The 11679-nt window shown below is 38.2% G+C and carries 11 protein-coding genes; 5 read left to right on the top strand and 6 right to left on the bottom strand.

All coding sequences use genetic code 11. The features are described 5' to 3' along the window. Positions 1 to 26: 26 nt before the first annotated feature. The 6 genes from HMPREF1551_RS06335 to HMPREF1551_RS06310 are packed head-to-tail and all read right to left on the bottom strand — an operon-like array spanning position 27 to position 6755. Positions 27 to 1115: a ComEC/Rec2 family competence protein gene (locus HMPREF1551_RS06335; RefSeq protein WP_021628248.1), complete on the bottom strand. Its 1089-nt coding sequence runs from the start codon at positions 1113 to 1115 to the stop codon at positions 27 to 29. Positions 1116 to 1164: 49 nt separating this feature from the next. Beyond that, complete coding sequence (locus tag HMPREF1551_RS06330) at positions 1165 to 1353, bottom strand: hypothetical protein (protein WP_021628247.1); 189 nt, start codon at positions 1351 to 1353, stop codon at positions 1165 to 1167. A gap of 26 nt (positions 1354 to 1379) precedes the next feature. Beyond that, positions 1380 to 2966, bottom strand: a complete 1587-nt coding sequence (locus HMPREF1551_RS06325) for an NADP-dependent glyceraldehyde-3-phosphate dehydrogenase (protein WP_021628246.1) — start codon at positions 2964 to 2966, stop codon at positions 1380 to 1382. Positions 2967 to 2986: 20 nt separating this feature from the next. Next, complete coding sequence (locus tag HMPREF1551_RS06320; protein WP_021628245.1) at positions 2987 to 3169, bottom strand: CAL67264 family membrane protein; 183 nt, start codon at positions 3167 to 3169, stop codon at positions 2987 to 2989. Positions 3170 to 3194: 25 nt separating this feature from the next. Then, positions 3195 to 4310, bottom strand: coding sequence for a Wzz/FepE/Etk N-terminal domain-containing protein (locus HMPREF1551_RS06315; protein WP_021628244.1), 1116 nt, complete (start codon positions 4308 to 4310; stop codon positions 3195 to 3197). A gap of 6 nt (positions 4311 to 4316) precedes the next feature. Next, positions 4317 to 6755 carry an SLBB domain-containing protein gene (locus HMPREF1551_RS06310; protein WP_021628243.1) on the bottom strand — a complete coding sequence of 813 codons (2439 nt, stop codon included), beginning with the start codon at positions 6753 to 6755 and terminating at the stop codon, positions 4317 to 4319. A 282-nt stretch (positions 6756 to 7037) separates the two neighbouring features. Here HMPREF1551_RS06310 and HMPREF1551_RS06305 point away from each other — a divergent pair, with 282 nt between their 5' ends. The 5 genes from HMPREF1551_RS06305 to HMPREF1551_RS06285 all read left to right on the top strand — a co-directional run bounded on the left by HMPREF1551_RS06305 (position 7038) and on the right by HMPREF1551_RS06285 (position 11657). Beyond that, a complete protein-coding gene (locus HMPREF1551_RS06305; protein WP_021628242.1) occupies positions 7038 to 8375 on the top strand; it encodes a hypothetical protein in 1338 nt (445 codons plus the stop codon). 21 nt (positions 8376 to 8396) lie between these two features. Beyond that, complete coding sequence (locus tag HMPREF1551_RS06300) at positions 8397 to 10145, top strand: SWIM zinc finger domain-containing protein (RefSeq protein WP_021628241.1); 1749 nt, start codon at positions 8397 to 8399, stop codon at positions 10143 to 10145. 4 nt (positions 10146 to 10149) lie between these two features. Beyond that, positions 10150 to 10629: a hypothetical protein gene (locus HMPREF1551_RS06295; RefSeq protein ID WP_021628240.1), complete on the top strand. Its 480-nt coding sequence runs from the start codon at positions 10150 to 10152 to the stop codon at positions 10627 to 10629. Between the two features lie 396 nt (positions 10630 to 11025). Then, entirely contained in the window at positions 11026 to 11331 is a 306-nt protein-coding gene (locus HMPREF1551_RS06290; protein ID WP_021628238.1) for a hypothetical protein, read from the top strand. 35 nt (positions 11332 to 11366) lie between these two features. After that, a complete protein-coding gene (locus tag HMPREF1551_RS06285; RefSeq protein ID WP_021628237.1) occupies positions 11367 to 11657 on the top strand; it encodes a hypothetical protein in 291 nt (96 codons plus the stop codon). The last annotated feature ends 22 nt before the right edge of the window (positions 11658 to 11679 follow it).

Raw genomic sequence — 11679 nt, 5'->3', positions numbered from 1 at the left:
ATTTTGAATAGATTATAAAAGTAGTTTCAATTTTTGAATAAAGGTAAAAACAAGAGGATCGAGAGTACTGCCATATAGCTTAGCTGAAAACCAACCTCAAAGAGGAAACTGGGTTTACATAGCAGTAGTACCAAGGCCGAGAGGAGTAAGCTATCGTATTTTGCCCTTCTGCTACCTACCTCATAGGCGATACTATAGCTACCAAACATTACCACGGACCGCACCACCGAGGCCGAAAGTCCGGTAATAAAGGCATAAGCCAGTAAAAAGGTAAGTATAAGTGCTATTTTTAGGCTTTTTTTCTTCTTAGGAACAAGCCAAGAGAGCAGTAAGCTCAGCAAATAAGTGATAATTCCCACATGAAGCCCGGAGATAGCTAGTATATGTACCACTCCGGCATCTACATACTGCTGGTAAAGCTCCGGCGCTATATCCGAACGTATTCCTAAGACTAAGGCTTTGAGTACACCCAATGTCTCAGAGGAGAAAGGATAGAGGGAGAGGCGATGGGCTAAGAAGCCTTGTAATTGTTGAGCCGTAATAAAGGGAGAAAAGCTCATTTGTCGTTGGAGAATATAAGTGGTAGGGTAGCCCTGCCAAAATACGCCTTGGCGTTCCATATAGCGCTTGTAGTCAAACTGATAGGGGCTTTGTGCCGTCGCGATAGGGGAGAGCTTGCAGTGAAAAAGCAACGCTTGTCCCAAGGCCTCCTCCGTAAGGCTATCCTTGAGGTGCAGGACGACCTTTCCCTTATAGGTTTCTCCTTCAGGGGCTTGTAAGGATACGATAAGCGTTCGCCCTTTGATATGAATAATTGTCCCCTGTAGGCTATATTCCTTAGCAGGGGAACACTGGTGTAGGTAATGGGCAGGGTCATGGGATGCTTCATGAGCTTGATAGCTCAAAATGCCCAAGCCTATTCCTGCTAAAAGAGTTGCCCCTTGTACAAATTGTTTTAGCTTAAAAAAGCATAGGAAAAGCGCCCCTAAGGTGCCTATAGCGATGCCTACAGATACAGCAAGCCCTACCCCACAGAACAACTCCTGTGAGCCTATACCTAGGACTAATCCCAGAAGGAGGATAGCCAAGGGAAAATTGAACCGGGCAAAAGGCATATATGATAAAAAGTCAGTTACCCCGCAGGATAACTGACTTAAATGAGTGTTATTTCTTACAATCGGCCTCCTCGGGGAGCTTCCCACAGAAGCTACAAGGAGTACCTTCAGGGTTCAGATAAGGACTTTGGCTGGCACAAGTACCAGAGAATCGACCACCTTTTTTACCCCATATTTTGATGGCCATACCTGCTACACAGAGGCCTAAGATGACTAATACTAATATAAATAATTTCATAGGATATATATATTAAAATGAATATACTACAGAATATAAGTGGTATTGATAAAATTGGACGTTTCTGTTTTGAGTAGCTTCTCCAAGATTTCGTTGTTATACGGATTATCCTTGGAGGCTACAAAGGTACGGATAGAGAACGAGCGTAAGGCATCATACACACTAAGGGTACTTACAGCGGAGTCCTTTCTTCCGGTGAAGGGGAATACATCGGGACCGCGCTGGCATAAGCTATTGAGGTTTACTCGGCATACGAGGTTCACCATGGCGTCAATTAGCGGAGCTAAGGTATAGACATCCTTCCCAAAGATACTCACCTGTTGGCCATAATGAGAATCGGCTATTTCCTCTCTCACCTGGTCTATATCAGAGAAGAAACGCACCGGAACTACCGGCCCAAATTGTTCTTCCTGATAGACTCGCATATCGGGCGTAACGGGAGCCAGCACCGCAGGGAAGATAAAGTTTTCACAACGTTCTCCCCCTCTTTTATTGAGTATCTTAGCTCCTTTTTGAAGGGCATCGTCTATGAGGTCTTGGATATACTGAGGTTTGTCAGGTTCGGGTAGGGGAGTGAGTTGTACACCCATCTCCCACGGATTACCGAAGGTAAGGCTATCAACCGCCTCGTTAAATTGGCTTAGGAAGGCCTCTTTGATATCCTCATGTACATAGAGTATTTTAAGGGCTGTGCAGCGCTGTCCGTTGAAGGTTAGCGCACCGGCAACACATTCCTTCACCGTAAGATCCAAATCAGCATCGGGAAGGATGATAGCAGGGTTTTTGGCTTCCAAGCCCAAGACTAAGCGCAAGCGGTTCTTATGCGGATGCTTGTCCTGCAAGGCAATAGCCGAGCGGCTATTACCGATGAGCGCCAGCACATCGATGCGGCCACTTTCCATAATAGGAGTAGCTATCTCCCGACCACGTCCAAAAATGATATTGATAACTCCCTTAGGAAAACAATCCCTAAAGGCCTCTAAAAGAGGGGTGATCAGCAATACCCCATATTTAGGTGGCTTATAGATAACAGTATTACCCATGAGTAAGGCAGGAATCAGCAGCGCAAAGGATTCGTTCAGTGGGTAGTTATAAGGTCCCAAGCATAGGACAATACCCAAAGGGCCTCGGCGGATATGTGCATAGATACCATCTTTTTTTTGGAAATGGGCACTATCACGATCTAACTGCTTATAGGCCTCCAAGGTATTATAGAGATATTCTATGGTACGGTCGAACTCCTTTTGACATTCTGAGATAGTCTTTCCGATCTCCCACATCATTAGTTGTACGACTTCATCACGCTTGTGCTGTATGGTTTGGGTGAAGCGTTCGAGAATTTCTACGCGGTCTTTGACCCGCATAGTAGCCCATAAGCCGTTGCCTTTGCCATAGGCCTCAGCGGCAGCCTCGAGGGCTTCGAGCGCCTCTTTTTCAGTCAGATGCGGTACGCTTCCCACTAAGGTAGGTGCATACTCCGCAGTAGAGGAAATAGTAGAATAGACTTCATCACAAGCACCCTTCCACTCCCTCAGTTCCCCTCCTATAAGGTAAGTCCTATGGTGCAAAGGATGGCACTCATAGGCCTTGGGGATAGGTTGAAATTCATTCATGGTGTTATAATTAGTTTATCTTATACTCTGCCCTTGAGTGCATCGAATACCCATGCAATGGCTAAGAAGCCCACTCCAGTGGCTCCGAATCCCCAGCCCGCAACATCCTCATAGCGGAAGATCCCTAATCCGATAAGGATCAGCCCGAAGAAAATCATAATCAAGGTGGCATACCCTAGAACAGAATTTTTATTCAACCCCATAGTTATTAAGTTTTCAAATTGATATTTATACCTCCTCTTCTTTAGATGAGGATTTCTCTTTCATACTCTTGATAAAGTCCTTACCAAAAATAGTGCCAATTCCGATTACTATACCTAAAAATCCCCAAATGGCAATAATTATGCCTCTTTTAGGTTTAGATTTTTCCAAGGGAATGCTCACCGGTTCTATGTCAATAAAGGCAGGTGTATCTTCTTGGAGTTTTATTTTTTGGTTCTCTAACTGTTTGGCTAGTTCTATATAGACGTTGTTGGCTAAGCTATATTCTGATTGCAATTGGGTTTGGCGCGTCATAGGTACTGCGGTAATAAGGCCACGGTTGCTATCTTGAAATGCTGCTAATTTGAGCTGTTTTTCCTTAAAATTTCTCTCGGCCTCTTCATATTGTTTTTCAATAAAGTCCAATTGGCTTTTAGCCTTTTGTGTCTTGAAGGCTATGATGGTCTCTTGTAGGGTTTTCTTGGCCTGATAGAGCATTTGGGCAGCAGCTACAGGATCCTCCAAGGAGAAGGAAAAATCAATAGTGTTATCTTTTTCATTGACATTGATTTGGAATTGACTGCTAAGGGAAGAAAATAGTTCTTTTTCTTCTTTGGTCACTCTATATACTTGTAAGGAGTCCCCTGACATATTGGCAGAAGTGACTGTTTCTTTTTCTTCAGAAGAGAAAGCTCCTACAATCACTCCCGGAAGGCCTATGGTATATTTTTTTACTATATCCAAGGCGTTGGTTTTTTGATATTTGTTGCAATATTCCTTATAGGTAATAGGATTGCTACTTTGAGAGGTTTGTATAGGAACTTCTACCATTTTCCTTAGAAAAGGAATACTAGTGGCTATGCTCTTGTATAGCTTAGGGGAGATTAGCTCTCCCGAAGAACTCCCTAAGTTGATGCCAGCCAAAGAAGCCAAGCCTGATAGGCCGCTCCCGGTAGGAGAATTGCTTTCCTGGGCTAATACCATAGAGGTAGCTGTATATTCTTTCTTAGAGAAGATAGCTATAAAAATACCAATAAGTAGGAATATGATAGAGTATTTTAAGATAGTCTTCTTTCCCTGCCATATTTTCATCAGTAGGGCAAGTAGGTCTATTTCGTCTTCTTTTTCGATTTCTGGATTCATTTTTTATTATTTAAAAGCATTGTAGATGAGAATAGCTAAGGTAGTAAGGGCTGTCATCACACTAACAGTTTCGGTAGTGGAGAGCGTTTTCTTCTCTGGTTTTTCAGGGACAATCACCAAGGAGCCAGGAGCAACCTTAGGATAGCTTCTGAAGAAGAGGAAACGGCTAGTACCCCTCACATCTCCATTGGCATACACCACATAGACAGATTTTTTTTGAGCATTATCAGAGAAGCCTCCAGCACTATTGATATAGGAGCGGGTGGATTTGCCTTTTTCATAACGCACCAAAGAAGGAGCTAATACAAGTCCTTTGACCTCTACTGTTTGTTTTTCTGAAGGGACGATCAGTACGTCACCATCTTTTAGAATCAAGTCTTGATAGGAGTTCTTATGCTCCATAATTTTTTTAAGATTGATCCCTACGCGATATTCTGAGGCCTCAGGGGTGTTTTCCTCCTCTTTGGTTTCCACAAGAGTAAGATCTTTATCAGTTTTTTTGAGTTTTTTGAGCTGTTTTTCCTGAGCTTTTTCATCTTTTTCATTCTTATTTTTCTTTCTCACTAAGGTAGCTCCTTCCACATAAGCATAAGGCGCTAAGCCACCGGCACGTTCCAAAAGGCTTGAGATGCGTTCTTCCTTACTTAGTACAGCATAGAATCCAGGGAAAGAGACCTCTCCTTCTACTTTGACGATTTGTTGGGGAACATATCCTTTTTGATAACGTACCGTTACAATATCATTCGGTTCCAAGGCAATAGTCTCTGCACCTTCTTTGAGAGACACGGTATATACTTGGCTAAGTGTTTTGAAGTTGGTATCGTTCAGCTGTCTGGATACCTGTACTTGGGTTTGGTCAGCTCCTTCGAGGAAGCCTCCGGCCATTAGGATGAGGTCGCCAGGATGTAGTCCCTTGGCATAATCGAATTTTTGTGGTTTGCGCACAGCTCCCTCGATGCGTACCATAGGTTTGGTAAGGAGACTATCTCTCCCATAGATATGTAGACTATCGTTGGCTTGTAGGGCAATGCTTTCTTTCTTCTCTAAGACTTCCTTAAGCGAGAAGTGGAGGCTCTGTTTGGTCACACGGTCTAAGGAGCGGAAAAGGATAGCTCGGTCAAGGTAGGCCTCTTCTCTCACCCCAGCTGCCTTGCCGATAAGGTCTAAAGCGGTCATCCCTTCAGAGAAGGCATAGTTGCCTGGCTGATAGACGGCTCCAGTGATGCTCAGGCGATTGTGGTAAATGTCTGAAAGCTTATGAACTAAGAGTTTGTCGCCCCCTTGCAAGGCAAATTTGCTTGCTTCGCTATAGGGTACTTCTTTGACTTCGCGCTTGGCACCAATAATGCGCTCTATGACCATTATATCCTTGTAGGCATTGGACTTAAAACCTCCAAAATAGTCTATCAAAGCGGAGAGTTTCTCTCCTTCTTTTACCTCATAAAGGCCTTCTCTTTTGACAAAACCGATAACCTCTACTTGGTGTTTATAGGGAGGAACAATGATTACATCTTGATCATTAAGATTGATATTTCCCTCTTGAGAGCCTTTGAGTAAGAAGTTATAGATATCCAAATGGGCGATGGTTTTTCCCCCACGAACTACTTGTATATTTCTAAAAGAACCATTTTCCGTAGGGCCTCCGCTGGCATAGAGGGCATTCATTACAGTGGATAGGGCACTAAGGGAGTAGGTGCCAGGGGCTTCTACTTCTCCTATGATATTGACCTTTACCGTACGGATATTAGCGATAGAAACACCGGTATACACCTTGGCATAGCTTCCATCGGGGGCAGAAATACCGGCATATATCTTGCGCAAAGCAGTATTGATACGAGCCTTAGCCTCGATAAAGTTGAGTCCTCCTACATGTACCTTTCCGGCCATGGGGAGGATGATATTTCCCTGATTATCCACCTTTTGGGTAGAGGAGCTTTCGGCAGCCCCCCATACCTCCACCAAGAGTTCGTCTCCGGTATTGACGATATAGCTCTCTGGAGTAGGTACATTGATAGTAGGAGCGAAGGAGATCTTAGGATTTTGGAAGAAATCGTAACCAAATACCCTGCTTTTCTTGATTGGCATTAAGGAATCCTTAGGGTTTTCCTTTCCGGTTCGGCCAAATATTTCTTGTTCGGAAGTACTTGATTGGCTACTGGGAGCTGTAGTTTTTCGCTTAGTGCTTGTAGAAAGGGTCATGATACGCTGGCGTAACTTAGCAATTTGGGAGATAGGTACTCCCTTGACACGAGCAGCTGTTTCCAAGTCGGTAATGGAGTAGCCCTGTGCTTGGGCTTTTTCCCAAAAGGACTGTATTTGCTCATCAGAAAGCTGATCTACATTGATATAAGAGAGCTGCTCTAAGTTAAGGTTCTGCACCTGTGCGGAGAGGGGTTGTGATATTCCCACACTTAGGAGAAGAAAAAATAAGATTTTCCTAATCATTATTCGATGTTTTTAATCAGAGTGCAAATATACTTCGTTTATCTGAGAAAATAAAATATTTTAAACTTAAATTATTTATTCTATTTCATGTCAGCCTCCTCTTTATAAATAAGCAATGGATTTTATTTGTAAAAAATTGATTTTCAATGTATTGTTTAAAACAATGTAACATAGATTTTACTTTTAAAACATTCATTAAATCTAAAGGATAATAATTAACGATTAATAATTAACAATTAATCATTATTTTCGTTATCTTTGCCGAGCAAATAGCTTAATTTTATGCTCAAACTACTAAGAAATTATTTTATCCTATTTTTGTCCCTTGTAGTTCTTAATATCATCTTAGTTGCTATTACAGAAAATGGATACCTTATGTATCTTTTTTTCTATCTCTATGGATTTTTTGCTTTGCTGGCCTTAGCAAACATCCTTTTTTATATAGGAAGCTATTACAAAGGTACTAGAATCTATCTATTTGGTTTTGTAGGACTAACGGCTATAGGGATATGGCTGACCTGTTATGGAGGGGAGCTATATGGTAAATTCTTACTCTACAGATCAGAGAGAAATGCTCCTCCAATACTTGAGAAGTTTGCCGTCCTAATAGAAGATCCTATGGAGGGGAAAATGACTATTGAAGGAAAAGAGATGATTCCTTTTAGTAAGTACAAATGGCTTTCTTTGGAGAATTATACAATGACACAGCACCATGAACTCGTGGCACTTTATAGAGAAACAAGACTTCTTGAGGAAGGAGACTTGGAGACTTTTGTAAAGAAATTTGATACGGCTGGAAATCTTATTGATACGCTTTCTTTTTATCATTCTAAGAAGCAAGGACGTAAGATATTTCTTGTGGAGGATTGCCTGATAGATATTTCTAACCGTACCTATAACAAAGCATGGTTTTCCAGCAGAGATAGTGTATTTCATCCTATGAAATTGGTGGAAGGCTCCCAGGGATGGGGCTTCCAACAAGTAAAAGATTTCTATTATAATAGAAGCAAGGAATCGTCTTATTGTCATATTATAAAGATACCTTATTGGCAACTTTCTGACAAGGGTGATTTTCCTAAAGCCGATCCCCCTCGTTACATGATTGTTTTCCAAAAAGAGCATCAGTTATATTATTACTTGACTTCTTTCGATATTATTGACTATTACTATTTCGGTAAAGAAGATTATCAGATAAAATTCACTGAACATGCTTATGCTCCGCTCCTATTAGCACTAAGAAACGATGAACTGTATAATAAAGAGAAGCATTTGGGTAGGGGAGAGAAATCAAGAGAACGTACACATATAGTGCCTTTTTATTATTTGGATAAGCATATAGAATGTACAGGATTGGAACCCCTTGAGCCTTCAAAGTCTTTTGAAGTAGAAGATGGAGAAGGGGAATTATATTACCGGCTAAAAGTAGATGACCAAGTGCTTTCTTTGAAAACACCCTATTATATCAATAACAACTATGAAAGAAGCCTGAAAACGCCTACTTACTATTGGAAAAATAATACAGAAACTATTGAAAGATATAAAAACATAGATCTATATAGCAATAAAAATTTAAAATATCAATTGTTACATACATTTGTGGGAACTTATATTGTGAAATAAATCTTATAAAAGAAAAAAATCGTGACGATTCAGAATTTTGATAAGTTTGTAGATAAAACCTTGGTAAAGCAAGGTAAAGAAACCTTTGAAAAGGGCAAGGTTTCTTCCTTAGAAGAACTGGAGGACTGCCTATGGATAGCCACTGTAGAAGAGGAAAACGCTTATGAAGTGGAAATACTGCTGTATAAGAATACCATTAGGGAGACTTCTTGCTCCTGTGAGCAAAAGAAGAAAGGAGTCTGCTTGCATATGGTAGCAGCTTTCTTGGCCATAGAGGCTAAAAAGCAACAAGAAGCCACCAAAGGAAAACAAGGGGCTAAAGGTAAGAAAGATAACCTCAAGACCTTATTAGAGAAAATATCCCGTACAGAGCTGGAGGAGTTTATCAAAACCTATATGACTAAGAATAAGGTTTTTAAAAGCGATTTTGAACTTTATTTTATTGATAAAAATGAGAATAACGACTTTGAAAAGAAGATAGTGGAGATTATAGACCAAACCATAAAGCCTCGTTACCGTGGAGGTGAGTCTCAAAATCTACCAGACCTGAATAAAGAAATTAAGAAACATCTCAAAACGATTAATACCTATATAGGAAATAGTAATTATCGGGATGCTTTTATCTTTGCTAAATGTCTTTTTGTCAAGTTAGATGAGATTATTGTGAAGTCAAACTCTCTATCGGATACCTTTGTCAATAATACCAATAAGGTACTAGACGTTATTATCTTCTTAGCAGAGGATGAAAGGGTACCACGCAGCCTAAAAGAAAAACTACTCTCTTTCCTACTGGAACAAATAGTAAGAAATATAGAACATTATGCAGATTATAATATGGATTATTATGATGATAAGATTTCTGCAACCGCAAAAAAACTAATAACAGACTTACAAAAAGAAGGAGATTATTTAGAAACTATAAATAAAATACTTAATAGAGAGTATGTTCCTAATAAAAAGAAGCAATTCTATACCATTGAAAAGATAGATTTATTAAGAAAAATAGGAAAGCAAGAAGAGGCAGAAAAAGTTATAGATGAAAATATAGTATATCCTTTATTTAGAAAAATGAAAGTGAAGTTGCTTATAGAGAAAAAGAACTATGAAGCAGCTAAAGAGTTACTAAAAGAAGGTATCGCTAATCTGAAACAGCAATTTGGATTTAATAATGTCATAAGAGAATGGGAAGAACTTCTCTCTCAGATAGCTGAAAAGGAAGGTGATCTTGATACAATGCGGAAATATTACAAGAAATTTGCTTTTTATGGAGATGGAGATAGCCAATACTATGATAATTGGAAAAGCACTTATACCGCTGAAGAATGGAAAAAGGTAATAGATAAAGAAATAAAGAAACAAGAAACCTACTACATGGAGAAAAAGAAAGCATTGATGCCTTATTGGAAAGTTGCAATAGTTTCTCCTATTCTTTTTATGATCTATCAAAAAGAAGATATGTACGAAGCCCTATGGGAGAAGGTAAAAGATACAGATATTTCTAACATTTTAAATTATTTACATTATCTGAAGAAGTATTATGCTACTGAAATCATGGACAAACTTTGTAAAGAGGTGATTGATTTTGCAGAAAACGCCAATTACCGTGCCGAATACGAAAGAATAGTCTCCTATATTCGCAAGATGCTGGACGATGCTCCTGAAGAAAAGGAAAAAATAATAAAATTAGTAGAAAAATTGAAGCAGCGGCATAAGAAAAAGTACTCTTTTGTACAAATCTTAAATGAAATAATTACAGACTATAAAATATAATCCTATGGAAAAGCCTCCTTTTTTAAGAGTTATGACCATCGCAATGGTTATACTATTGGCTATTTTAGTAGCCTACTCCCTATGGATGTTCCGTACAGATAGTTCGGGATATGCTATTTTCTATGTTGTCCCTCAGGTGCTATATCTTTTTTTCTTTTGCCTTATGGTAAATCTGTTAGGATATAATATATATAAGAAAAACCAAATAGGGATTGTTATTTGTTCTATTGTTACCTTTCCTTTTCTTTTTCCTTATTTTGATACCTCATCATTCTTTGAATTTTGGTTTGGAATCTTTGGTATGCTGGGATTTATATCGGAAATATCAATGTTATTTTTGGGTATTTATGTATTTATATATCCTAAATTATGGAAGATATTAGCTGCTTCCGGAGTTATTCTTATAGTTTGTACTTTATTGTTCCATTATACACCTCTTTTGTTTGCATTATATTATATTCTATTTACTATTTGGTATAATTAAAAGTATTTTACAGCTATGAAAAAGAAATTATTACTCTTATTTTTTGCTTTTCTTACAGGGGTTATTTTTTTATTAGTATATTTTTTAATTTTATCAGGAGATTATGGAACTGTATTTATAAAAAAAGAAATATTATTATATATTTTGTATGTGTTATCTTTCTTGATAGGTGTATTTTCCTATTATTACTATCAAAAGAATAGCGTAACTAAGCGTTTTATATGTATATTTCCTAATTTCAATAGATACGATTGCTTTGCTTGTCTGACTTAATAATGTGCTCTCTTATGTCAAGCGCTATCATTGGTTGGTTATTCTATTATATAGTCTTGTTTTTGTGTATTATAGTATAAATATATTAAAATATAACTGTTTTACTAATTAAAAATTAATTATATGAAAAAGAAACCGACTATCTCAGTAGGAATTGTTATAAGTTTGATTCTCTTGCTTATCAATTTCTGTTACGCTATAAAGGAACTTATTCTCCAGTGGGATTATCTTGATTTTAGTAGTTTCCATACTTGGATGATCTATTTTTATATAAATCTTATAGTAGTTCCTTTGTTTATAGCTTTATTATTCTTTTTATTTTATAGTTTTTTCTACAAATGGGCAGAGAAATGGCTTTGGAATATAGTTTTTTTACTTGTAATAGCATTAATAGTTTATTGGTTACACGGAGCAACTTTAGTTTTCTAAAAATATAAATTTTACAAATCTAAAAAATAAAAATAATGTCAAAAATAGACTTTTTAATTATTGGTACTATACTTATAATATTTTTTGCGTCCAATTTCTTAGTAGGATGTTCTCTTACCAATCCTATTGAAAAAAAGATTTCTGATATAACTTTGCTTCCTAAGTATAGAAAATATGTGGATGTCAATCAAAATCCTATTTTCTATGAAGAAAATACAATGGTAATGCTTCCCGAAGGAAAAAACAAGGAGGTAGGATATGCTTTTGTCAATCAAAAAAATGAACTTATTATAAGTGACGATAATCCTGTAGGTTATTTAAAATAACGTGAGTTCGACTTAAGCGGCA

Origin of the sequence: Capnocytophaga sp. oral taxon 863 str. F0517 (assembly GCF_000466425.1) — a bacterium.
Classification (GTDB): domain Bacteria; phylum Bacteroidota; class Bacteroidia; order Flavobacteriales; family Flavobacteriaceae; genus Capnocytophaga.
This window is presented reverse-complemented; position numbering and strand designations above follow the sequence as displayed.

Excerpts from the sequence above, each read along its gene's own strand:
- HMPREF1551_RS06285 (WP_021628237.1), top strand. The coding sequence starts at position 11,367 with ATGTCAAAAATAGACTTTTTAATTATTGGTACTATACTTATAATATTT.
- HMPREF1551_RS06325 (WP_021628246.1), bottom strand. The coding sequence starts at position 2,966 with ATGAATGAATTTCAACCTATCCCCAAGGCCTATGAGTGCCATCCTTTG.
- HMPREF1551_RS06330 (WP_021628247.1), bottom strand. The coding sequence starts at position 1,353 with ATGAAATTATTTATATTAGTATTAGTCATCTTAGGCCTCTGTGTAGCA.
- HMPREF1551_RS06310 (WP_021628243.1), bottom strand. The coding sequence starts at position 6,755 with ATGATTAGGAAAATCTTATTTTTTCTTCTCCTAAGTGTGGGAATATCA.
- HMPREF1551_RS06315 (WP_021628244.1), bottom strand. The coding sequence starts at position 4,310 with ATGAATCCAGAAATCGAAAAAGAAGACGAAATAGACCTACTTGCCCTA.
- HMPREF1551_RS06335 (WP_021628248.1), bottom strand. The coding sequence starts at position 1,115 with ATGCCTTTTGCCCGGTTCAATTTTCCCTTGGCTATCCTCCTTCTGGGA.
- HMPREF1551_RS06305 (WP_021628242.1), top strand. The coding sequence starts at position 7,038 with ATGCTCAAACTACTAAGAAATTATTTTATCCTATTTTTGTCCCTTGTA.
- HMPREF1551_RS06295 (WP_021628240.1), top strand. The coding sequence starts at position 10,150 with ATGGAAAAGCCTCCTTTTTTAAGAGTTATGACCATCGCAATGGTTATA.
- HMPREF1551_RS06290 (WP_021628238.1), top strand. The coding sequence starts at position 11,026 with ATGAAAAAGAAACCGACTATCTCAGTAGGAATTGTTATAAGTTTGATT.
- HMPREF1551_RS06320 (WP_021628245.1), bottom strand. The coding sequence starts at position 3,169 with ATGGGGTTGAATAAAAATTCTGTTCTAGGGTATGCCACCTTGATTATG.